Genomic DNA, 22,629 nt, shown 5'->3' with positions numbered 1-22,629 from the left:
CACCCCCGCCGTCGCACCGTCCGCGACTGCCCGCTCCACCCCATCTCCCGTCCCCCGCCGCACCGTCCGCCGCCTCTCCCTCGACACCGTCCCGTATGTCCGGGACCACTGCGTCTACCTCCAGCCCGACGACTGGCCCGAGCCCGCCGACCGGTTTCCCGTCGTCCCGATGACCACCCTGCTCGAACTGGCCGCGGAGGAGGCCCGGCAGGTGTCCCCGCGGCAGGCCGTCACCGGCTACTCCGACGTACGGGCCCTGCGCTGGCTGCCCGTCGCCCCGCCCGTCGACCTGACCGTCACCGCCACCCCCGCCGGGGACGGCCGGATACGGGTCGGCCTCGGCGACTACGCCTCCGTCACCGTGCACCTCGCGTCGCACCACCCGGCGCCACCGCCCCCCGACCTCTCGCCCCTGACCTCCGGCGGGCCGGCGCCGGTGAGCGCCGCGGCGCTCTACCGGGACCGGTGGATGTTCCACGGCCCGGCGTTCGCCGGCGTCCACGAGGTCGGCACGCTCGCCGCCGACGGCATCCGCGGCACCCTGCGCGCCCTGCCCGCGCCCGGCGCCCTCCTGGACGCCGCGGGCCAACTCCTCGGCCACTGGATGCAGCTGAAGCTCTCCGGCGACCGGCTGGTCTTCCCCGCGACCCTGGACCGGGTACGGCTCTACGGGCCCCCGCCCCGCGAGGGTGCGCTGCTGGCGGCCACCGCCCGGATCCGTGCGGTACGGCCCGGCACGGTGCGCGGCGACGTGGAGCTGTGCCGCGCCGACGGCGCCGTATGGGCGCGGCTGGAGGGGTGGACGTACCGGCGCTTCGGTGCCGACGAGCGGGTGTGGCCGATGAAGTTCACCCCGGAGGTGTGCGGCATCGGCGAACCCCGGCCGGGCGGCTGGTGTCTGGCCCGCCGCCGCTGGTCGGACCCGGCCTCGCAGGAACTGGTCATGCGCCGCTATCTGGGCGCGACCGAACGCGCACGCTACGAACGGTGCGCCCCGCACACCCGCACGGCATGGCTGCTGGGCCGGATCGCGGCCAAGGACGCGGTCCGTGAACTGTTGTGGGACGAGGGGGCCGGGCCGGTCTTCCCGGCGGAGGTGGCCGTCGTCAACGACGGCCACGGCCGCCCCCGCCCCGACGGCCCGCTCGCCCGCGGCATCCATGTCTCGCTCGCCCACAAGGACCGGTGGGCCGTCGCCCTCGCCCACCGGTCGGGCCCCGTCGGGATCGACATCGAGACCGTCACCGACGATCCGGGCGCCCTCGAACGGATCGCCCTCACCCCGGCCGAACGCCGCCTGGCGGACGGCCTCCACGCCCGCGACGCCGCCGGCGGCAGCGGCCGCGCCCACTGGCTCACCGCGCTGTGGTGCGCGAAGGAGGCCGCGGCGAAGGCGGCCGGCAGCGGTCTCGGCGGCCGCCCGCAGGCGTGGGCCGTGTCCCCCGCACCGGGCGGTGCCCTGTGGGTGGCCGCCCCGGACGGCGGCCGCCACCTCGTCCACCTCGACTCCGTCCACGACCCGTCCGCACGCCACGTCGTCGCCTGGACCGGGCCGCCGCCCGGGGACCGTACGGGCACCGACACCCCCACACTCCCGGAGGCCATCCATGGCAGCTGAGCCCCGCACCGAGCGCACCCGGACGATCGTGGACGAGATCACCGACATGCTGGTGAGCGTCGTCGGCGACGAACTCCTCGTCGTCGGGGAGATCGGCCCGGCCACCACCTTCAACGACGATCTCGCCCTGGAGAGCATCGAGTTCGTCGCCCTGGCCGAGCTGCTCCAGGAGCGCTACGGCCCGTCGGTGGACTTCCTCGGCTTCCTCGCCGAGAAGGACATCGACCAGATTCTGGCCATGTCGGTGGGTGAACTCGCCGTGTACGTCGACCGGGTCACCACCGCCGGCCGGGCCTGCGCGAGCTGAGCGCGCCATGGCCCACACCTCCGCAGGCGGGCTGCGCCTGCACACCCAGCGGCTGCCGGGCCGCGGCGACGGCCCCACCGTGGTCTTCCTCCACGGGCTGGTGATGGACAACCTGTCGAGCTTCTACTGCACCCTCGCCGGGCCCGTCTCCCGCGCCGGCCACCCGGTGCTCCTCTACGACCAGCGCGGACACGGCCGCAGCGAGCGGCCTCCCGCCGGCTACGACCGGGACACCGCGGTGGCCGACCTCACCGCCCTGCTCGCCGCCCTCGGGCTCGACCGCCGCCCGGTCCATCTGGTCGGCAACAGCTACGGCGGTGTCCTGGCCCTGCACACCGCGCTCCGCCGGCCCGACCTGGTCGCCTCGCTGGTGCTGATCGACGCCCAGCTGACCGGCGACTGGGTCGAGGACATGACCGACACCCTCTCCGTCGCGGCCCTCGGCCTCGAACACAGCGGGCTGCCCGCACAGCTCGCCGCGCTCGGGCGGCGCAAGGAGGCTCGCCTGGCGGCCGGGGCCGACGCCCTGCTCAACCACACCAGCCTGATCGAGGACATCGCCTCGGCGCCCCCCTTCACCGCCCGCGACTTCGCCCGGCTGCGCTGCCCGGTCCTCGCGGTCTACGGCGCGCACTCCGAACTCCTGCCCGGCGCACGGGAGCTGGCGCGCAGCGCCGCGGACTGCGAGCTGTGTGTGCTGCCCGGCGTGGGGCACACCGTGCTCAACGAGGCCACCGACGGGCTGTGCGCCGCGGTGCTGACCCGGCTCGGCGCCCGGGCCGGGGCGGTGGCCGGATGAGAGTGCTCTTCGTGGTGCCGCCGCTGGCCGGGCACGTCAATCCCACCGTCGCCGTCGCCGCCGAACTCACCGCCCGCGGCCACCAGGTCGCCTGGGCCGGCCCCGCCGCCGCCCTGGAGCCCCTGCTCCCCGCGGGTGCGCTGCTGTACGCGGCGGGGGACCGGAGCGCGGCCGAGGGGCATGACGTCCTGCACGCACGCTGGCGCGATCTGCGGGGCGTGGCGGCGCTGCGGTTCCTGTGGGCGGACGTCCTCATCCCGCTCGCCCGCGCGATGCTGCCCGGGGTGCACAGCGCCGTCGCCGCCTTCCGGCCCGATGTGCTGGTGGCCGATCAACAGGCCCTCGCCGGGGCCCTGGTGGCGCGCCGGCACGGGCTGCCCTGGGTGACCTCGGCGACCACCTCGGCGGAGTTCACCCGGCCGTTCGCCGGCGTGCCGAAGGTGGGGGAGTGGGTGGCGCAGAGCATCGCGGCGCTGCTCGCCGACTGCGGCGCACCCGCCGGGTGGGACCCGCGCTTCTCCCCCCACCTCGTCCTGGTCTTCTCCACCCCCGCACTCATCGGCCCCGGCGGGCCGGACCCGGTCGGGCCGGCCGCCGGCCCGGGCGCTCCGGGCCCGAGCGGATATCCGCCGCACTACGCCTTCGTGGGGCCCGCCTTCGGTGCCCGTCCGCGGGCCGGCGACTTCCCCTGGCGCCGGCTGGATCCCGCCCGGCCCCGGGTCCTGGTCTCCCTGGGCACCCTCAACCGCGAGGCGGGCGCCCGTTTCTACCCCGCCGTCCTGCGCGCCGCGGACGCCCTCGCCGACCGGGCCCAGCTGATCCTCGCCGCCCCCGGCGACCTCGTCGGGACCCTCCCGCACCACGTGGTGCACCAGGAGTACGTCCCCCAGCTGAAGCTGCTGCCGCACCTGGACGCGGTGCTGTGCCACGGCGGCCACAACACCGTGTGCGAGGCGCTTGCCCACGGGCTGCCGCTGGTCGTGGCGCCGGTCCGCGACGACCAGCCGATCGTCGCCCGCCAGGTGACCGAGGCCGGCGCGGGCGTACGGGTGCGCTTCGGCCGGGCCCGCGCGGACGAACTGCACCGGGCGCTGTCCGCCGTCCTGGACGACCCGGCCCACCGCCGCGCGGCCCGCCGCATCCAGGCGTCCTTCGCCGAGGCGGGCGGCGCCACCGCCGCGGCCGACCGCCTGGAGAAACTGCCGCACGGGCCGCGCCCGCACCTGCCCGTCCCGGGCGCCGCCCCGACCGTGACCGAGAAGGGACCGTGAGCCAGATGACGCGAGCGCACCGTTCGGGACGACGCACGCGATGGGTGGCGGCCGCCGCCGTCACGGCCCTGGGCGCGGGCACCGTACGCGCCCGCCGCCGGCTCGCCGCGCTGCCGGTGCTCGACCTCGCACCGCACGACCCCGCGCCGCTGCTGGGCTGGCAGTTGATCACCGCGCCCGGTGTCACGGCCGACCAGACCACCCTGCGCGCCGCGGTCGCCCACGCCGTACGCGAAGGACTCCAGGTCCTGGACCTCGTCCCGGCACAGCTGGACGCCGAGAGCACCCTCGGGCTGCTCCGGCTGCTGGACCCCGCGGCCCACCGCACCGACCGCTGCGCTCCGGGCCACGGCGCGGGCCATGCGCTGCTGGTGGCAGAAGAGGTCCTCGAACGGGCCGGGCTCGACGACGCGGAGCCGCCGCGCTCGCCGGCCGACCTGCTCCGCCTCGTGCGCACCCTCAAGGAGTACGCCCCCGACGCCACCGGCTGGGCCCTCGCACCCGGCGTGACGGCGCCGCCCCACGACGCACGGTGGCACGCCGAGGAGCTGCGCGCCCGCGGTCTGCCGCCGGGCCTGCTGTCCACCGCCCGGCTCGCCGGGCTCGCCCTGCTGGTGAAGTGCTGTGTCTCGGCGCCGCGTTGGGGCCTGCCCGCGGCCGCCCTGTACTGGCTGCAGCCCGCCGCCGTGCTGGCCCCGGCCCGCGGCCCGCGCCCCGCCGGCCTGGCCCGCGCCACCGCACTGCGTCCGCTGCGCTCCCTGACCACCGCGCTGCGGACCCTGCGGACGCCCCCCGCCGATCCGCCCGAACCGGCCGGCACCGCGGCGCGCCGGGCCGCCTACCTCAGCGAACTCGCCGCCGGCACCGAGCGGTTCCTCGAACCCCGCCGCACCGACTGCCCCTGGTGCGCGGCGCCCGACCTCACCGTGCGGGTCCGGATGCCCGACCTGCTCCAGGGCAAGCCCGGCCGCTTCACCCTGGAGGAGTGCCGCCGCTGCGGCCACATCTTCCAGAACCCCCGCCTCACCCCGGACGGACTGGACTTCTACTACCGCGACTTCTACGAGGGCCTCGGCGGCGAGGGCGCCGCCCTGGTCCTGGGCCGGATGAGCGGTACCTACCGCGAACGTGCCGCACTGCTGCGGCCCTTCACCACCCCCCGGGCCTGGCTCGACGTCGGCACCGCCGCGGGGCACTTCTGCAACGCGGCGCGCACCGTATGGCCCGACACCCGGTTCGACGGCCTGGACATGGGCGAGGGGGTCCACGAGGCCGCCCGCCGGGGCTGGATCACCACCGGCTACCAGGGCCAGTTCCCCGACCTGGCCGACCGGCTCGCCGGCCGCTACGACACGGTGAGCATGCACCACTACCTCGAACACACCCGGGACCCCTTCGCCGAACTCGACGCGGCCGTCAAGGTCCTGGCCCCCGGCGGCCATCTGCTGATCGAGCTCCCCGACCCCGAGTCCCCGGCCGGCCGGCTGCTCGGCCCCTACTGGCTGCCCTGGTTCCAGCCCCAGCACCAGCACCTGATGCCGGTCGGCAACCTCAAACAGGCCCTGGCCGCCCGGGGCTTCACCCTCCTCGCCGAGCAGCACGGTGCGGCGCACCAGGGCAACGGCGACTTCCTCGCGGCCGTCGCCCTCCTCGCCAACCGGCTCGCCCCCGACCCGGGCGCCCCCTGGGCCACCGTCCTCGACACCCCGGGCCGCCGCGCCGCGCGACGTGCCGTGCAGGCCATGGCGGTTCCCTGCTACGCCGCCGCCTTCGCCCTGGACGCCCTGGGCACCGTGGCGGCCCGGGCCACCGACGGCGGCAACGCCTACCGGCTGCTGGCCCGCAAAGCGCTGGGGTGAGTGCGGTGGACCTGGCCCGGCGCGCGACGGCGGACCCGCTGCTGAGGCTGCTCGCGCACGGCTTCGCGACCACGTACCGGCGGCCGCCCGGCGCGGTGTGGCGCGCCCCGTACGCCTTCCGGCTCGCCGCCTCCGCCGTCGAGCCCGGCACGCCGCTCACCGCGGCGACTCCGCGGACCGACTGGGTGGCGGCGGCCAACTGGTATGTCGCCGCGGCCGTCTCCCCGCGCGCCGACGGCCTGCTCCGCTGCGGCTCGCTCAACCACCCGGCCGAGTCCGCCGAGCTCCCCCTGACCGGCCCGGCCGCCCGCGCCCCCGGCTGGGCGGCCCGCCCCTACGCCGTGCTGCGGGCGCTCGCCGCCGCCGGCTTCGGCCGGGGCGGCGCCGATCTGCACGTGAACGCCACCCTGCCCGATGCCGTGGGGCTGCCCGTCGCCGAACCGCTGGAGTGCGCGGTCGCGCTGGCCCTCGCGGACGCCCACGTCGCACGGGGTGCCCGCCCGCTGTCCCGCGCGCAGCTGGCCGAACTCCTCGGCGCCGCCGTACCCGGCGACCACGGGCTGCGCCGCGCGGTGCTCTTCGGCCGGACCGGCCAGCTCCTGGCGGCCGACGGCAGCGCCCGCCGGCCGCTGCGCTCCCCGGACGGCGGCCCCGCTCCCTGCCTGCTGCTCCTGACGGCCCGTACCGCCACCGGCGGCGGTACGGAGGACCCCGGCGCCGCGGCCGTGGCCACCGGCCTGGCCACCGCGATCCGCGAAGCCCTGCGGGCCGGCGCCCGGTCCGCCTGCTGGCCGGGCACCCGCCCGGGGCGCAGCGTCCTGCTGCTGATGCCCCCGGACCGGCGCGCGGCCGTCCGCACCGCCGTCATCGGCGCCTTCCGCCGCTGCGACCTTCCCGTACCGCGCCTGCTGCGGATCGCCGTCACGGCCGCCGCCCGCCGCGAGGACTGACACCCCCCACACCTGCCGGCCTCCCCCCTCAGAGGAATGAGACCTGATGAGACGAACAGTGAACCTCAGACGCCGGGCGATCGCGGCGGCGCTCGGTGCGCTCGGCCTGATCGCCGTCGCCACCACGGCGGACGCCCAGGGCGGCCGGGCCGCGCTGCCGTCCTACGACCACGTCGTGGTCGTCGTCTTCGAGAACAAGCAGTACGGCGAGATCATCGGCAACCGCGACGCGCCCTACCTCAACGAACTCGCCCAGAGCGGCGCCGACCTCACCGGAATGAAGGCGCTGACCCACCCCAGCCAGCCGAACTACTTCAACCTCTTCTCCGGCGCCACCCAGGGCATCACCGGCGACGGCTGCTATGACGCCCAGTCGATGACCGCGCCCAACCTCGCCCAGGAGCTGATCGCGGCCGGCAAGACCTTCGCGAGCTACAACGAGGGCCTGCCCGCCCAGGGCTCCACGACCTGCTCCGACGGCCGGTATGCGCAAAGGCACAACCCCTGGTTCGCCTTCCGGAACGTGCCGCTGGACACCGGCCGGACCTTCGCGCAGTTCCCCCGGGACGACTTCGGCAAGCTGCCGACCCTGTCGTTCGTCATCCCGGACAAGTGCAACGACATGCACGACTGCGCCGTCGGCAGCGGTGACACCTGGCTGAAGAACAACCTCGCCGACTACGCCCGGTGGGCCGAGGACCACAACAGCCTGCTGATGGTGACCTGGGACGAGGACAACTACTTCGGCTCCAACCGGATCGCGACCATCTTCCACGGCGCCCACGTCAAACGGGGCAGCCTCAGCGGCGACTACAACCACTACAGCCTGCTGCGGACCTTCGAGGACATGTACGGCACCGGGCACGCGGGCAACGCGGCCACCGCCGCCCCCGTCACCGGGGTCTTCGACACCGGCGGCACCGAACCGCCCGGCGGCGGCCTCGAACTCGCCACCCCCGGCCCGCAGACCTGCCGCTTCGCCCAGGAGTGCAGCGTCAAGCTCACCGCCACCGGCGGCACGACCCCGCTCACCTACCGCGTCACCGGTCTGCCGTTCGGCCTGTCCGCCGACGCGAGCGGCGGCCGGATCGGCGGCAGACCCTGGCAGACCGGCACCTTCCCGGTCACGGCGACCGTCACCGACGCCGCCGGCGCCACCGCCGCCGCTTCCTTCCCGCTCACCGTCAACTGGTTCTGACCGACGGCACGAGACGACACCGGCACCCACCGGCGCAAAAAAGCCCGGGCCCGCCACCGTTCGGTGGCGGGCCCGGGCCGGGTGCCGGCAGGCCGGGTGCGCTCAGCGGCGCCGCACCAGCGGGAACGGCAGCGTCTCGCGGATCGACAGACCGGTGAGGAACATGACCAGCCGGTCCACGCCGATGCCCAGACCACCGGTCGGCGGCATCGCGTACTCCAGTGCCTGGAGGAAGTCCTCGTCCAGCTCCATGGCCTCCGGGTCACCGCCGGCCGCCAGCAGCGACTGGGCGGTGAGCCGCCGGCGCTGCTCGACCGGGTCGGTCAACTCCGAGTAGGCGGTGCCCAGTTCGGTGCCGAACGCGACCAGGTCCCAGCGCTCGGCGAGCCGCGGGTCCCGCCGGTGCTGACGGGTCAGCGGGGACACATCGGTCGGGAAGTCCTTGTAGAAGGTGGGAAGGGTGGTCTTCTCCTCGACCAGGCGCTCGTACATCTCCAGCACGATGTCGCCCCGGCCGTTCTCCGGCTTGACCGGCACGCCCGACTTCGCGCACAGACGGCGCAGTACCTCCGGGTTCGTGTCGGCGTCGACCTCCTCGCCCAGCGCCTCCGAGATCGCGCCGTAGACGGTCTTGACCGGCCAGATCCCCGAGATGTCGTGCTCGACCAGCCGGCCGTGCTCGTCCGCCTTACGGGCGGTGGCGCTGCCGAACGCGGCGACGGCCGCGCCCTGGATCAGCTCCCGGGTCAGATCGAGCATCACGTCGTAGTCGGCGAACGCCTGGTACGCCTCCAGCATCGTGAACTCGGGGTTGTGCTTGTAGGAGATGCCCTCGTTGCGGAAGGTCCGCCCCATCTCGAAGACCTTCTCCATCCCGCCCACACACAGCCGCTTGAGATACAGCTCCGGCGCGATCCGCAGATACAGATCGAGGTCGTAGGCGTTGATGTGGGTCTGGAACGGGCGGGCGTTGGCGCCACCGTGGATCTGCTGCAGCATCGGCGTCTCGACCTCCAGGTAGCCCCGGTCGATCAGCCCCTGGCGCAGCGCCTGGACGGCGGTGCTGCGGGCCCGCAGGTTGTCCCGCGCGTCCGTCGAGACGACCAGGTCCACATACCGCTGGCGGACCTTGGCCTCCGGGTCGGACAGTCCGCGCCGCTTGTCCGGCAGCGGCCGCAGGCACTTGGCGGTCAGCCGCCACGTGGTGACGAACACCGTCAGCTCACCGCGGTCGCTGGCGCCGATCTCGCCCTCCACCTCGACATGGTCACCGAGGTCGATGTCCGAGCCGAAGCCGTCCAGCAGCGCGGCACCGCTACCGTCGCGGGTCAGCGCGATCTGCAGATCGCCCGACCAGTCCCGCAGCACCGCGAAGAGCACCCCGCCGTGGTCGCGGGTGAGCAGCACCCGGCCGGCAAGGGTGACGGACTTGCCGGTCCGCGCCCCGGCCTTGAGGTCGGGGAACTCGCCGCGGACCTCACCCAGGGTGTGCGTCCGCTGCACGCCCACCGGATACGGGTCGGTGCCGGCCTCCCGCAGCCGCTCCAGCTTCCGGTGGCGCACCCGCACCTGCTCGGGCAGCGCGGCGAGCTCCTGCTCGTGCCGCTCCTCCTCGGTGACCGGGCCCGTCTGGACCAGGCCGAGTTCGTCCAGCGACGGCAGGCCCGCGGTGCTCGCCGGGGCCAGCAGCCGCTTCTTGTGGCCCTTGCCCCACAGCGTGCCCAGGCTCGGTACGGCGACGAAGCCCTCGGCGATACCGGAGGCCAGACCGATCCGGGCCAGCGCGCCGGCGTCCGCGTAGCACAGGAACCGCGGGTACCACTCCGGGTTGTACTTCGCGTTGGAGCGGTACAGCGCCTCCAGCTGCCACCACTTGGAGAAGAACAGCAGCAGCCGGCGCCAGAACTTCAACACCGGCCCGGCACCGATCCGGGCGCCCTCCTCGAAGGCGGACCGGAACACCGCGAAGTTCAGCGAGATCCGGCGCACGCCCATCGCCCCGGCCTGCGCGCACAGCCGGGCCACCATGAATTCCATGACGCCGTTGGGCGCGGTGCGGTCACGGCGCATGACGTCCAGCGAGATGCCGTCCTTGCCCCACGGCACGAAGGACAGCAGCGCGATCATGTTGCCGTCGCCGTCGTACGCCTCGGCCAGCAGACAGTCCCCGTCCTCCGGGTCGCCCAGCCGGTCCAGCGCCATCGAGAAGCCGCGCTCGGTCTCGGTGTCCCGCCAGGCGTCCGCCCGGTGGATGACTTCCTGCATCTCCTCGTCGGTCAGCGCGGAGTGGCGCCGCAGGCGGAAGGTCGCGCCGGTCCGCTCGACGCGGTTGACGGCCTGGCGGGTGACCCGCATCTCGCGGCCGTCGAGGTCGAAGTCCTTGACGTGCAAGATGGCCTCGTCGCCGAGCTGCAGCGCACCGAGGCCGCAGCGCGCGAACGCCTTGGCGCCGCTCTCGCTGGCGCCCATGACGGCCGGCTGCCAGCCGTAGCGTCCGGCGACCTCCAGCCAGGCCTCGATGGCCTGGGTCCAGGCCTCGCGGTCACCGACCGGGTCACCGCTGGCCAGACAGACACCGGCCTCGACGCGGTAGGTGACGGCGGCCTTGCCGCTGGGGGAGAAGACCACGGCCTTGTCGCGGCGGCTGGCGAAGTAGCCGAGCGAGTCCTGGCTGCCGTAGCGCTCCAGCAGCGCCCGGATCCGGTCCTCCTCGTCGCCGTGCAGCGCGGCTTCCATCCGCTGCGAACGGAACAGCGTGAGCGCGGCGTTCAGCAGCGCCAGCGCACCGAGCAGACCGAGGAGGAAGTTGGTCCAGTGCGGCGGATGCCCCTCGACCAGCCGGCCGCCGACCAGCCCGCCGCAGACGCGGTTGGCGGCCCACAACAGCCGGTTGCCGCCGCCGGCCTCCAGGGTGCCCGGCGTCAGCGTCACCAGACCCCAGCCGATCAGCACCGCGACGGCCAGCCCGCCGATCAGCACACCGATGGCCCGCAGGAACGCCCCGCGCCGGGTGATCGCATAGAACTCACGGTGCGAGACGAGCAGCAGCACCAGGACGCCGCCGCACAGCACCAGGGAGAAGGCGAACTCCCAGTAGCCCGTGGCCAGGAACAGCGCGTCCGCCAGGATGACCAGCACCATGTAGGCGACCAGGCACCACAGCGCCACCCGTTTACGGGCGGTCAGCGCCGCCGCCAGCAGGAAGAGCAGCACCGCATAGGCGAGGTTCGGCGGCACCGGGAAGGTGAGCGTGTCCAGCCAGTAGATCACCGGATGGAGTCCGCGCCGCAGGGGCCCGATCAGCGCGGTCAGGGCGCAGAAGAGCCCCAGCATGCTGAAGATGATGGCGAAGCCATTGGGGACGCGGCGCCGGAAGCGCCGCCACCCCGTAAGTTGATCCTGGTCCTGCACGGTGCTCATTCCGTCACATTAGGCTCTGAAAAGGGTCAGCTGCTCGGCGCGAGGGCGCTGTTCGTCCGTCGTGGGGATCAACCGGCATGCCAGTCTCCGATCCCCGTGGTCCTGTCGTCTTTCCCTCGTACGGAGGAGGCGGCGACCTCAGGGGGGTCACCCACCTGGACCTTGCCACAAACCCGCCCCGCCGCCGAGTCGGTGCAACTCCGGCCGATGGTGAAGTTCAGGTCATAGTCGCTGGCGACATGGGGGATGCCGCCGGAGTCCGCCGGGTTGAGCTCCGCCCGCAGGGTGACGCCGGTGCCCGGCTCCCGGTGCCGCGCGGGCAGCCAGTCCGCCCGGTCCTTGCCGCCGCGGTCCTTGCTCCAGACCCATGATCCGGTCGCGCCGCGGCCGGTGAGGGCGCGCAGCCGGCGCTCCACGGCTTCCCGGTGGGTCACCGGGAAGCCGAAGGTGACCGTCACGGGCCGGTCGGCGTCGACCGCGCCGCCCGGAGAGCCGGCAGTGAGTGCCAGCTCGCGGAGCCGGTTCGGCTTCGCGGTGGTCAGCGATTCCTTGGTCGTGCCGACGTCGCCCTGCGGATTCCTGGTCCGGGCGAGGACGGAGTACTTGGTGCCCGGCGCGGTCTTGGTCCGGGCCGTCCACTCCCTTCCGCCGCCTCCGAGCCCGCCGGGCAGCTTGTGGCCTCTGGGGTCGGTGACCGTCACCTCGGTCAGCACCCCGCCCTGAGCGGTCACCTTGATCTTGTCCCCGGCCTGTACGGTCCGCTCCCCGCTCGCCGCCCCCAGCGCGACCTTCACCGGCTCGCCCTGGGGCGCCGACGACGCGAGGCCCCCGCATGCCGTGAGGGTCCCCACGGCAATCACCGGCAGCACGCACGGAAATACCCGCAGTGACCGGGAGGGCCGGTGACGGGGGGAGAGGGTCTGGCTCATACGGGCTTTCCGTCTGCGAGGAGGGGGAGGGGCAGGATCGGCCGCTAAGACGAACGAGCGACATGATTCGTTGCAGGGAGTTATGTGATACGCGCCACATTTGGCTGGCGGGGTGCACTGGGTGGCGCGAACACGCCGCCGCCAGTGGGTATTTGGGGTCCTGTGGGGCATTTATCCCTCTTGGGGTACGTGGCGGTGGGTGACGCGGGTGCCGGTGGCGGGGTGGTCGGCGGAGGGGGCGGTGAAGGGGTGTGAGGGGTGCGAGGGGGCGTCCTCCCTGCTCCCGGGTGCCGCGTCGCCCGGCCGTCCGCCGCGTCCGGAGGTCGGTCGCTCACCCGCGGCCGGTGACCCGTAGTGATCACCCGATCGGAGCACCCGTACAAGAACCGGACATACCCTGAAATAGGCCAAACTGGCCACCCATTGCTGCCCGTTCGGGCGGCGGTCGAGGAGGGTGCGTCCCGTGGCAATTTCCATCTCGGTCGTGCTGCTGCTGGTGGTCCTGACCGTGATCTTCCTGCGCAGCGGCAAGCTCAAGTTCTCGCACGCCCTGGTGTGTGCACTGCTCGGCTTCTATCTGGCGAACAGCAGCCTCGCCCCCGACATCCACCAGGGCCTGGCTGGCGCCGCCGATGTGGTGAGCAGTGTGCGTCCGTGAGGTGACGGCCGCGCCCGTGGGGCGGCCACGCGCCGGGACTCACCCCCGTACCCGCCCACCCATCCGTTGCGGGGAGAAGACCCCGATCGCGTTGGGGACCGGCCGCTCCGCCCCGCCCGACGGATGGTTGCGCACCGTCTCCCCGTAGGCGTCGCCGGTGACCAGCGTGGAGGACCCGCCGCCGTCCAGATCCACCGCGTTCCGCGCGCCCAACTGCCTCATCAGATCGGCGAGTTCACACACCGTCAGGCCGGTCTGGCCCGGTGCTCCGTCCAGTGCCAGCAGATAGAGCACCCGGCCGCCGGCGCCGGTACCCGCGGAGGTGCGCACCGCCACCGCGCCGGAGTCCAGGCCGTCCACCGGCGCGCCGTTCCGCACGATCGGGAAGCCGCCCACCGCGAACCGCAGCGGGCCCGGCCCCCGGCCCGTCAGGTGGTGGCCGACGCTCACCCGCTCACCGACGTGCAGCTTGCGCAGCTGACGGGCCCCTTCCTCCCTGCCCACCAGCACCACGCTGCCCACGGCCACCCCGCCGGCGCCCGGCGCGTCGCGCAGGGCCGCCACCCGGCCGTGGCGGACCGTCACCTCCGTGGTGTCCGCGCTGCACGGCGCCGCCCGGTCGGTGTCCGTCCCGCAGGTGGCGCGCATCCGGGACGCCGGGCCCCACCGGGAGGTGTAGGCACCGATCCCGTCGACCGGCAGTGCGTACTGGTTCAGGCCGCGCAGTGGCAGCGCCCCTTCGGGGGTCAGCACCGCACCGTGCAGCCTGAGCCGGTCCAGCCGGGCCCGGTGGTCGTAGCCGATACCGATGACGTCCTCCGTGGTGGCGCCGGGCGGCATGACCGGCCCGAAGCGCTGCCCGTCGGGCACCGCGCCCTTCAGCTGCCGCCCCGAGGCCACCGCCGGGCCGACCGAGGCGCCGGTCGCCTTCACACCGGGATGCTGGCCCTCGCTGATGTTGAAGAAGTCGCCGTTGACCGCCGCCACCGCGCCACGGTCCGCGGCCAGTTCGGACACCGGTGACCGGGCGCCGACCGCCCCCGGGTACAGCAGATCCACCGACACCCGCGGTTCGGTCAGATCGACCGTCAGCAGATGCCCGTGCACGAGGCCGCGGGGCACCGTCATCCGGAATTCGGCGTACGACACACCCGGCGCCACCGACGCGGCACCGAAACGGTGGAGACCGGTGTCCGCGGCGGTGGCCGGGGCCCCGCCCGCCATCCCGCCGCCGATCAGCGCACCCCATGCCACCAGCACGGTCAGCATCGCGCGCACTCGAACGAATCGCTGCTTCACGAGCCCCCCTGACGTCACGCCAACTGTCCCAGGTGCCGAAGATGTTCACTATGGCCCGGAGATGTCATGAATCCGTACACCCGTGGAACGGCCGCCGTGTCGCCGGGCGCCGTCCGCGCGGGACGTCCTCGCGGGGCCGCGGGCGCGCGTCCGGCGTCCCGGCGCGTCGGGTCACATGGTGGTCCGCCAGGCGAGTCCGTTCACCAGTTGCAGATAGCGCGCCCAGTCCCAGAACTCACCGGGGTCCGTGTGGTCGGTGCCGGGGACCTCCACATGGCCGATGATGTGCTCGCGGTCCTTGGGGATGCCGTAGCGGTCACAGATGGCGGCGGTGAGCTGGGCGGACCGGGTGTAGAGCGGGTCGGTGAACCACGCCGGGTCGTCGATCCAGCCCTCGTGCTCGATGCCGATGCTGCGGGTGTTGTAGTCCCAGTTCCCGGCGTGCCAGGCGACGTCCCGCTCGCGGACGCACTGGGCGAGATGGCCGTCGCTGGACCGTACGACGTAGTGCGCGGCCGCCTTGTGCGCCGGGTTCTGGAAGAGCTTGAGGGTGTGGGCGTAGGTCTCCTGCGTCACGTGGATCACGACCATCTCGACCGGGTACTGCGTCGGGCGCTTGGCGGTGGTGAGGTTGGACGGGCTTGCCGGGACCCACTGGTGAGGGGGGTAGGCGCCGCCGCCCGGTGTGTGCCGGCGCGCGGAGGCGGCGGCACCGGCGGTGGCCGTGCCGAAGGGGGCCAGTGCGGCGGACGCGGTGAGCGCGGCCGCTCCGGTGAGCAGGCGTCTGCGGGCCGGGCGACGGGGGTCGGGCTCCATGTGAACTCCTGACAGGGACCGAGGGGTGGTCGCGTACATGTCACGCACAGCCGGTGCGTTCATGATGCGCAACAGGGCTCGCCCTGCCAAGGGAATGGCCGTTCTGCCAATGGCTGGACCAAAGGCAGAACGGCGCAGGTCAGAAGTCCAGGAGATACCTGATCGGACGTCACTCGGGTGCCGCACCCCGGCCTGTGGGGGCGGTGGTGGGCGCGGCACCCGCGGCCCCGGCTCCCGGCCGGTCAGTGTCCGATCTCGACGTCCTCCAGGATGCCCAGCGCGTCCGGCACCAGCACCGCCGCCGAATAGTAGGCGCTGACCAGATAGTTGAGGACGGCCTGGTCGTTGATGCCCATGAAGCGCACCGACAGGCCGGGCCGGTACTCGTCCGGGATGCCCGTCTGGTGCAGCCCGACCACGCCCTGGTTCTCCTCGCCGACCCGCAGCGCCAGGACCGAGCTGGTCCCCTCCGGGGTGATGGGGATCTTGTTGCAGGGCAGCAGCGGAATGCCCCGCCAGGCCCGGACCGCGGCGCCCTCGACCTCCGCGGTCGTGGGGTAGATGCCCCGGGCATTCCACTCCCGCCCGATGGCCGCGATGGTGCGCGGGTGGGCCAGCAGGAACTGGGTCTTGCGGCGCCGGGAGATCAGCTCGTCGAGGTCGTCGGGGGTGGGCGGCCCGCTGCGGGTGTGGATGCGCTGCTTGAGGTCGGCGTTGTGCAGCAGCCCGAACTCCAGGTTGTTGACCATCTCGTGCTCCTGGCGCTCGCGCAGCGCCTCGACGGTCAGCCGCAGCTGCTGGTCCAGCTGGTTCATCGGGTCGTTGTAGAGATCGGCGACCCGGGAATGCACCTTCAACACGGTCTGCGCCACGCTGAGTTCGTACTCCCGCGGCGCCAGTTCGTAGTCGGCGAAGGTGCCCGGCAGGGCCGGCTCGCCGACATGGCCCGCGGCCAGCTCGATGGCCGACTCACCGTGCCTGTTCTGTGCGGGTACCACCGCCGCGCGGAACTCCTCCAGGTGGGAGCGGAGCGACTCCGACCGGCCCAGCACCTCTTCGAGGTCACTGCGGTACAGCGTCAGTGCGGTCACCCGGGTCACCGCGCGAACGGAGTGCTCCCACTCCGCGTCCGGCGACAGCAGCGCCGCCGCACCGAGGGCGTCACCGTCGGCCAGCACCCCCAGCACCGTCTCGTCGCCGTACTTGCCCAGGCCGGTGCGGTCGAGCTTGCCGTGCGCGATCAGGATGACCCGGTCGGCCTGCCCGCCCTGCCGGGCCAGCACATCGCCCGGTGCGAACTCCCGCTGGACGAACCGGTCCGCCAGCGCCTCCAGCGTCGCCGCGTCGGTGTAGCCGCGCAGCGGGGCCAGCTCGCGCAACTCCGCCGGAATGACCCGGACGTCGGAGCCGGTCGAGACGAACTCCACCCGCCCGTCGCCGAGGGTGTGGGTAAGCCGCCGGTTGACGCGGTACGTACCGCCGGAGACCTGCGTCCAGGGCAGGATCCGCAGCAGCCAGCGGGAGGAGATCCCCTGCATCTGCGGCACGGTCTTGGTCGTGGTCGCCAGCTTGCGGGCGGCCGCGGTGTCCAGGCTGGACCGGCTCTGCTCGGGCGCGGAGGGCTGCGGGCCGGACGTCGGATCCACCGATGTGGTCATGGAGAAGGCTCACCTGTTCTTGGTCGGTGCGGTGCGGTGCGGTGCGTGGCGTACGGTGCGCGCGCCGGGGCGGGGACACGGGTCCGCTCCCGGGACGCGCCGGGTTCTTCCGCGGAGCGTTCAGTGGCCGATCTGGACGTCGTCGAGCACGCCCAGCGCATCGGGTACGAGAATGGCCGCCGAATAGTAGGCGCTGACGAGATATTTGAGAACGGCCCGGTCATCGAGGCCCATATAACGCACCGAGAGGCTCGGTTCATATTCATCGGGGATTCCGGTCTGGTGCAGGCCGACCACGCCCTGCTTTTCCTCGCCGGTCCGCAACAGCAGAATGGAGCTCGTCCGCTCCTTCGTCACCGGAATCTTGTTGCACGGAAAGATCGGCACGCCGCGCCACGACGGCAGCGAATGCCCCATGAAATCAACCGCCGTCGGATACAGACCGCGGGCACTGCATTCCCGGCCGATCGCGGCGATCGTCTGCGGATGGGCGAGCAGGAAACCCGGGTCCTTCCAGACCGTCGCGAGCAGGTCGTCGAGGTCGTCGGGGGTGGGCGGACCGGTGCGGGTGTGGATGCGCTGCTTGAGGTCCACGTTGTGCAGCAGCCCGAAGTCCCGGTTGTTGATCATCTCGTGTTCCTGGCGCTCCCGCAGCGCCTGGACCGTCAGCTTCAGCTGCTCCTCGACCTGGTTCATCGGGTCGCTGTAGAGGTCGCCGACCCGGCTGTGGGTGCGCAGCACCGTCTGCGCGACGCTGAGTTCGTACTCCCGCGGCGTCAGGTCGTAGTCGACGAAGGTGCCGGAAAGGGACGGCTCGCCGTGGTGCCCGGAGGCGACCGAGACCGCCGACTCCCCACTGGCGTTGGTGGGCTGTGCGCCGCCCTGCCGGGCCGTCGCCAGATGCTCGCGCAGCCCGGGGGAGCGGTCCATGACCTCCTGCGCGCCCAGCCGGGACAGCGCCATGACGGTCACCCGGGTCACCGCGCGATAGCTGAACCGCCAGGTCCCCTCCGGATCGGTGAGCGGCTCGTCGCCGAGGTGGTCGCCGCCGGCCAGCGCTTCGAGGACGGTGTCCTCGCCGTATTTGCCGGTGCCGATCCGGTCCACCCGGCCGTGCGCGATCAGCACCAGCCGGTCGCCCGGCGCGCCGGCCTCGGCGATCAGTTCCCCGGGCGCGTATTCCTGCTGGGTGAACCGCTCGCCGAGCGCCGCCAGGGCTTCGGAATCGGTGAACTCCCGCAGCGCGGGCAGCTCGCGCAGCTCCTCCGGGATGATCGCCACATCGCTGCCGGTGATATCGAAATCGATGCGCCCGTCGCCGAGCGTGTACGTCAGCCGGCGGTTCACGCGGTACGTACCGCCGGACACCTGCACCCAGGGCAGCAGCCGCAGCAGCCAGCGGGACGTGATGCCCTGCATCTGCGGTGCCGTTTTGGTGGTGGTCGCCAAATTCCGTGCCGCGGTGGTACTCAGACTGGAATTCTGGGATTCTTCCGCGCTGTTGTGCAGCGATTCGTCGGCAATCGTCATCATGCCACCTGTCTCTTCGGAGGGTGCGCTGCGGACCGCCCCGAAACCCCCACTTCAGGCAGTTCCGCGGCAACCCGCCGAACCGAAGGTAGTCGCGCTGATTTTATCGGCACAATCGCCCGATGGGGTGGCATGGAATTCCCGTGCCTTGGAAAGGTTTAGCGGGCTCAATTCCGGGGAGAGTGTGCCGGAGTCCGGGAATGGAGGGGATCGTCCAGGACGGCCTGCAGTGCGGCGTGCGCCGCCCCGAGCAGTGGTCCGTCCGCCCCCAGGCGGGAGACCGTCACCAGCGGACCGCCGCCCCGCCCGTCCGTAGCGGCGACGGCCGTGCGCCGCGCCAACTCCCGTTCCAGGGACGGCAGGACCCAGGGCGCCAGCTCGGCCAGCGCACCCCCGAGGACCACCGCCTGCGGGTCGAGCAGATTCACCGCCCCGGCGAGCGCGATACCGAGCGCCGTTCCCGCCTCGTGCAGCGCACGGACGGTGGCGGCGTCCCCGTCGGCGGCCCGGCGCGCCAGCAGCCCGATACGGGCACCCGGCCCCGCGGGCGCGGCCGCCGCCCCCTCCGCCGTGACCCCGCCCGCGCGCAGCACCGCCCGTTCCCCCGCGTACTGCTCCAGACACCCCCGGCCGCCGCAGTCGCACACCGGGCCGTCCGGATACACCGGCACGTGCCCCAGCTCGCCCGCGAACCCCCGTGCCCCCCGCAGGAGTTGGCCGTCCACGACGATCGCGGCCCCGATACCGGACTCGGCCGACACATGCACGAAGTCCGGCGGCGGGGCCGGCCGGCCGTCGCGTCCGCCCAGCCGCAGCTCGGCCAGCGCACCGAGGTTGGCCTCGTTCTCGACGGTGAGCGGGAGGACGGCCTCGTGCCCCGGGGTCGTCGCCCCGGCGAGGTCCGGTGCCAGATCGGCCGCCCGCCAGCCGAGATTGGGCGCGTGCAGCACGGTCGTCGAACCCCGGGCCACCAGGCCGGGCACGGCGACCGTCAGCCCGGCCGGCCGCAGCCCCTCGGCCGAGAGGCCCGCCGTCACCTCCGCCAGCAGCGCGGACAGCCGCCGCAGCACCGGCCCCGGTGCGCTGTGCCGGTTCGCCGCACCGGCCGCCACCCGGGCGCGCACCCGCCCGCGCAGATCGACCGCGCACACCGCCAGATGATCGACGCCTATCTCGGCCCCGATCCCGGCCGGGCCGCGGTCACTGACGGCCAGTTCGCCGCCCGGTCTGCCCCGGCCGCCGGTCGCCGCCCGCCCCGTCTCGACCAGCAGCCCGGCCCGCAGCAGCTCGTCGACGAGCGGAGCCACCCCGGCCCGGGTCAGCCCGATCCGGGCCGCGACCGCCGGCCGGGAGAGCGGCCCCTGCGCGGCCACGGTCCGCAGTACCCGGGCCAGATTGCGGCGCCGTATGCCGTGCTGGGTGTCGCCACCGGAAGCGGTCACCAAGGTCTCCTCGGGGTGCCGGGGGAGCGGACGTCCCTCCGGGTGTACGGATGAGCGGGCGGTCAGCGTCGCAGCAGCGCCGCACCGTCGGCGAGCGTCGCCGCCAGCCGGTCCCACGCGGCGCGGTCCCGCGGCCGCGCCGCGTACTCCGCGCCACGCGCCGTGCCCCAACGACGGGCCACCGCCGCCGGGTCCTCGCCCAGCAGCAGCCCGGCCGCCTGCGCCGCCGCGCCGAGCGCCACCAGCTCCTGCGCCTCGGGCACCACCACCGGGCGGCCGGACAGCCGGCGCACCGTCTCCCGCCAGGCCCGGCCCCGGGCCCCGCCGCCGATCAGCAACAGCGGGGCATCGGGCGCCGCGTCCGCGTCCAGCACCTCCTCCAGCGCCTGGAGCAGTGCGAACACCGCTCCGTCGTAAGCGGCCTGGAGCAGCCGGCCGGGCGTGGTGTCATGGCGCAGCCCGTGCACCAGCCCCGAGGCGCCGGGCAGATTCGGGGTCCGCTCGCCGTCCAGGAACGGCAGCATCACCACCTCGCCCCCCTCCTCCACGGCCTCCCGGTCGCGGCCCAGCAGCGCCGCCACCCGGTCCACGGCGAGCGTGCAGTTCAGGGTGCAGGCCAGCGGCAGCCAGTCACCGCGGGCATCGGCGAACCCCGCCACGGTCCCGGTCGGATCGGCGGGCCGGCGGGTGGCGACCGCATAGACCGTCCCCGACGTCCCCAGGCTCAGCACCGGCTGCCCGGGACGCAGGCCCAGCCCGAGCGCGGCCGCCATGTTGTCCCCGGTGCCGGCCGCCACCAACGCGCCGCGGGGCAGCGGTAGATCCTCGGCGTGCACGGTCCCGGCCGCTTCGCCCGGGCGCGCCACCCGTGGCAGCGCCCCGGGGGACAGCCCGACATGATCCAGGATCTGCGTGTCGTAGGACTCGGTGCTCGACGCCCACCAGCCGGTGCCGGAGGCGTCGCCGCGGTCGGTGACGGCCTCACCGGTCAGCCGCTGGACGAGATAGTCGTGCGGCAGCCGCACCGCGGCGGTGGCGGCGGCCGCGGCCGGCTCGTTCTCCCGCAGCCAGGCCCACTTGGCCACCGTGAACGCCGGACCCGGTACGCTCCCCACCCGCTCCGCCCACGCCCGCGCGCCGCCCAGCTCCGCGATCAGCCGCTCGCTCTGGGGCGCCGGCCGGACGTCGTTCCACAGCAGCGCGGGGCGCACCGGCGCACCGGCCGCGTCCAGCGTGACCAGCCCGTGCTGCTGGCCGCCGACGGACAGCGCCGAGACCTGCCGCGCCGCGTCACCGCACTGCGCCAGCGCCTCGGCCAGCGCCCGCCACCACTGCCCGGGGTCGCTCTCCTTGCCCTCGCCGCCGCTGACCGCGTGCGGCGCCTGCCCCCGGGCGAGAACCACACCGGTGTCGGCGTCCACGACCAGCGCCTTGGTGGACTGTGTCGAGCTGTCCACCCCGACGACGAGCGGTCCCGCTGACTGTGCGCCCATCGTGCACTCTCCCTTGGCGGCCCGTGTTCCTTGGTCTCGGTCCAGGGGGTTCCCCGGTGTGCTGCCGCATATTAGTTTGGCCGCGGCGGAATTTGTAAAGCGCGTTGACGAAATAGCGAGGGAGTCGCGCATGAGCAAACACAGCCGGCCGATGACGGGGAGCTGCCCGCCGCGCACCAGCGGGGCCGAGCGGAGCGGGGACCCGGCATGAGCCATCAGCCCGTCCCCGAAGACAGGTTCAGCTTCGGCCTGTGGACCGTCGGCTGGCAGGGCCGCGACCCCTTCGGGGAAGCCACCCGCCGCGCCCTGGACCCCGTCGAAACGGTCCACCGCCTCGCCGACCTCGGCGCGTACGGCGTCACCTTCCACGACGACGACCTGATCCCGCCCGGCGCCGGGGACATCGGGCGCCAGGCGGCCGTCACCCGCTTCCGGCAGGCCCTGGACGCCACCGGCCTGGTCGTCCCGATGGCCACCACCAACCTCTTCACCCACCCCGTCTTCAAGGACGGCGCGTTCACCGCCAACGACCGCGGCATCCGTCGTTACGCGCTGCGCAAGACGCTCCGCGCCATCGACCTCGCCGTCGAACTGGGCGCACACACCTATGTGGCATGGGGCGGACGGGAGGGCGCGGAGTCCGGCGCGGCCAAGGACGTCCGGGCGGCGCTGGACCGGATGAAGGAGGCCTTCGACCTGCTCGGCGAGTACGTCGTCGAGCAGGGTTACGACCTGCGGTTCGCCATCGAGCCCAAGCCCAACGAGCCGCGTGGCGACATCCTGCTGCCCACCGTCGGCCATGCCCTCGCGTTCATCGAACGGCTGGAGCGCCCGGAGCTCTACGGCGTCAACCCCGAGGTCGGGCACGAGCAGATGGCCGGGCTCAACTTCCCGCACGGCATCGCCCAGGCGCTCTGGGCGGACAAGCTGTTCCACATCGACCTCAACGGCCAGAGCGGCATCAAGTACGACCAGGACCTGCGCTTCGGCGCCGGCGATCTGCGGTCCGCGTTCTGGCTCGTCGACCTGCTGGAGACGGCCGGCTACGACGGGCCGCGGCACTTCGACTTCAAACCGCCGCGCACCGAGGACCTCGACGGCGTCTGGGCCTCGGCGGCCGGCTGTATGCGCAACTACCTGATCCTCAGGGAGCGCGCGGCGGCCTTCCGGACCGACCCGGCCGTCCAGGACGCCCTGCACGCCGCCCGGCTGGACCAGCTGGGCCGCCCCACCGCCGAGGACGGCCTCGCCGGGCTGCTGGCCGACACCACCGCGTACGAGTCCTTCGACGCCGAGGCCGCCGCCACCCGGGGGATGGCGTTCGAGCATCTGGATCAGTTGGCGTTGGAGCATTTGTTGGGGGCGGTTTGAGGGGGTGGGGG

17 protein-coding genes are annotated in these 22,629 nt (G+C 73.6%); 9 read left to right on the top strand and 8 right to left on the bottom strand.

Features of this window, described 5'->3' with window-relative positions; genetic code table 11:
* The 7 genes from EST54_RS27300 to EST54_RS27270 all read left to right on the top strand — a co-directional run.
* On the top strand, positions 1-1,618 hold a 1,618-nt coding region (locus EST54_RS27300), incomplete at its 5' end, for a 4'-phosphopantetheinyl transferase superfamily protein (RefSeq protein WP_129250382.1).
* Positions 1,608-1,925 carry a phosphopantetheine-binding protein gene (locus EST54_RS27295; RefSeq protein WP_129250381.1) on the top strand — a complete coding sequence of 106 codons (318 nt, stop codon included), beginning with the start codon at positions 1,608-1,610 and terminating at the stop codon, positions 1,923-1,925. The genes EST54_RS27300 and EST54_RS27295, both read left to right, overlap by 11 nt.
* Positions 1,926-1,932: 7 nt before the next feature.
* Positions 1,933-2,724, top strand: coding sequence for an alpha/beta fold hydrolase (locus tag EST54_RS27290; protein WP_129250380.1), 792 nt, complete (start codon positions 1,933-1,935; stop codon positions 2,722-2,724).
* Complete coding sequence (locus EST54_RS27285; protein ID WP_392567425.1) at positions 2,721-3,995, top strand: glycosyltransferase; 1,275 nt, start codon at positions 2,721-2,723, stop codon at positions 3,993-3,995. The genes EST54_RS27290 and EST54_RS27285 overlap by 4 nt, the downstream gene beginning before the upstream one ends.
* Before the next feature lie 5 nt (positions 3,996-4,000).
* The gene (locus EST54_RS27280; protein ID WP_239012642.1) at positions 4,001-5,854 is read left to right on the top strand and encodes a class I SAM-dependent methyltransferase; all 1,854 of its coding nucleotides are present in this window, start codon (positions 4,001-4,003) and stop codon (positions 5,852-5,854) included.
* Positions 5,851-6,804: a galactokinase gene (locus tag EST54_RS27275; protein ID WP_244942629.1), complete on the top strand. Its 954-nt coding sequence runs from the start codon at positions 5,851-5,853 to the stop codon at positions 6,802-6,804. Before EST54_RS27280 ends, EST54_RS27275 begins: the two co-directional genes overlap by 4 nt.
* Positions 6,805-6,850: 46 nt before the next feature.
* The gene (locus tag EST54_RS27270) at positions 6,851-8,002 is read left to right on the top strand and encodes an alkaline phosphatase family protein (RefSeq protein WP_129250379.1); all 1,152 of its coding nucleotides are present in this window, start codon (positions 6,851-6,853) and stop codon (positions 8,000-8,002) included.
* 102 nt (positions 8,003-8,104) lie between these two features.
* Here the strand turns inward: EST54_RS27270 and lysX are convergent, their stop codons facing one another.
* Together lysX and EST54_RS27260 are read right to left on the bottom strand one after the other, a co-directional pair.
* Positions 8,105-11,422, bottom strand: a complete 3,318-nt coding sequence (gene lysX, locus EST54_RS27265; protein ID WP_129250378.1) for a bifunctional lysylphosphatidylglycerol synthetase/lysine--tRNA ligase LysX — start codon at positions 11,420-11,422, stop codon at positions 8,105-8,107.
* A gap of 68 nt (positions 11,423-11,490) precedes the next feature.
* The gene (locus tag EST54_RS27260; RefSeq protein ID WP_244942628.1) at positions 11,491-12,273 is read right to left on the bottom strand and encodes an Ig-like domain-containing protein; all 783 of its coding nucleotides are present in this window, start codon (positions 12,271-12,273) and stop codon (positions 11,491-11,493) included.
* A gap of 541 nt (positions 12,274-12,814) precedes the next feature.
* Here EST54_RS27260 and EST54_RS27255 point away from each other — a divergent pair.
* The gene (locus EST54_RS27255) at positions 12,815-13,009 is read left to right on the top strand and encodes a hypothetical protein (RefSeq protein WP_129250376.1); all 195 of its coding nucleotides are present in this window, start codon (positions 12,815-12,817) and stop codon (positions 13,007-13,009) included.
* A 39-nt stretch (positions 13,010-13,048) separates the two neighbouring features.
* Here EST54_RS27255 and EST54_RS27250 read toward each other — a convergent pair whose 3' ends face one another.
* From EST54_RS27250 to xylB, 6 genes are all read right to left on the bottom strand, one after another.
* Complete coding sequence (locus EST54_RS27250; RefSeq protein WP_129250383.1) at positions 13,049-14,287, bottom strand: phosphodiester glycosidase family protein; 1,239 nt, start codon at positions 14,285-14,287, stop codon at positions 13,049-13,051.
* A 192-nt stretch (positions 14,288-14,479) separates the two neighbouring features.
* Positions 14,480-15,124, bottom strand: a complete 645-nt coding sequence (locus EST54_RS27245) for an N-acetylmuramoyl-L-alanine amidase (protein ID WP_129250375.1) — start codon at positions 15,122-15,124, stop codon at positions 14,480-14,482.
* A gap of 242 nt (positions 15,125-15,366) precedes the next feature.
* Positions 15,367-16,782 (bottom strand): family 2B encapsulin nanocompartment shell protein, encoded by a 1,416-nt coding sequence (locus EST54_RS27240; RefSeq protein WP_129250374.1) that lies wholly within the window; start codon positions 16,780-16,782, stop codon positions 15,367-15,369.
* A 120-nt stretch (positions 16,783-16,902) separates the two neighbouring features.
* Positions 16,903-18,315 carry a family 2B encapsulin nanocompartment shell protein gene (locus tag EST54_RS27235; RefSeq protein ID WP_129250373.1) on the bottom strand — a complete coding sequence of 471 codons (1,413 nt, stop codon included), beginning with the start codon at positions 18,313-18,315 and terminating at the stop codon, positions 16,903-16,905.
* 164 nt (positions 18,316-18,479) lie between these two features.
* Positions 18,480-19,754: an ROK family transcriptional regulator gene (locus EST54_RS27230; RefSeq protein ID WP_129250372.1), complete on the bottom strand. Its 1,275-nt coding sequence runs from the start codon at positions 19,752-19,754 to the stop codon at positions 18,480-18,482.
* A gap of 62 nt (positions 19,755-19,816) precedes the next feature.
* Complete coding sequence (xylB, locus tag EST54_RS27225) at positions 19,817-21,247, bottom strand: xylulokinase (protein ID WP_129250371.1); 1,431 nt, start codon at positions 21,245-21,247, stop codon at positions 19,817-19,819.
* Between the two features lie 207 nt (positions 21,248-21,454).
* Here xylB and xylA point away from each other — a divergent pair, with 207 nt between their 5' ends.
* Complete coding sequence (xylA, locus tag EST54_RS27220) at positions 21,455-22,618, top strand: xylose isomerase (protein ID WP_129250370.1); 1,164 nt, start codon at positions 21,455-21,457, stop codon at positions 22,616-22,618.
* Positions 22,619-22,629 lie beyond the last annotated feature (11 nt).

Origin of the sequence: Streptomyces sioyaensis, from assembly GCF_004122735.1 — a bacterium.
GTDB lineage: Bacteria > Actinomycetota > Actinomycetes > Streptomycetales > Streptomycetaceae > Streptomyces > Streptomyces sioyaensis.
The sequence above is the reverse complement of the archived record's forward strand: the minus strand, read 5'-3'. Positions and strand labels throughout refer to the sequence as shown.

Bases quoted from the DNA above. Each gene is read 5' to 3' on its own strand.
- EST54_RS27295 (WP_129250381.1), top strand. From the start codon at position 1,608: ATGGCAGCTGAGCCCCGCACCGAGCGCACCCGGACGATCGTGGACGAG.
- EST54_RS27290 (WP_129250380.1), top strand. From the start codon at position 1,933: ATGGCCCACACCTCCGCAGGCGGGCTGCGCCTGCACACCCAGCGGCTG.
- EST54_RS27285 (WP_392567425.1), top strand. From the start codon at position 2,721: ATGAGAGTGCTCTTCGTGGTGCCGCCGCTGGCCGGGCACGTCAATCCC.
- EST54_RS27280 (WP_239012642.1), top strand. From the start codon at position 4,001: ATGACGCGAGCGCACCGTTCGGGACGACGCACGCGATGGGTGGCGGCC.
- EST54_RS27270 (WP_129250379.1), top strand. From the start codon at position 6,851: ATGAGACGAACAGTGAACCTCAGACGCCGGGCGATCGCGGCGGCGCTC.
- lysX (WP_129250378.1), bottom strand. From the start codon at position 11,422: ATGAGCACCGTGCAGGACCAGGATCAACTTACGGGGTGGCGGCGCTTC.
- EST54_RS27245 (WP_129250375.1), bottom strand. From the start codon at position 15,124: ATGGAGCCCGACCCCCGTCGCCCGGCCCGCAGACGCCTGCTCACCGGA.
- EST54_RS27240 (WP_129250374.1), bottom strand. From the start codon at position 16,782: ATGACCACATCGGTGGATCCGACGTCCGGCCCGCAGCCCTCCGCGCCC.
- EST54_RS27235 (WP_129250373.1), bottom strand. From the start codon at position 18,315: ATGATGACGATTGCCGACGAATCGCTGCACAACAGCGCGGAAGAATCC.
- xylB (WP_129250371.1), bottom strand. From the start codon at position 21,247: ATGGGCGCACAGTCAGCGGGACCGCTCGTCGTCGGGGTGGACAGCTCG.
- xylA (WP_129250370.1), top strand. From the start codon at position 21,455: ATGAGCCATCAGCCCGTCCCCGAAGACAGGTTCAGCTTCGGCCTGTGG.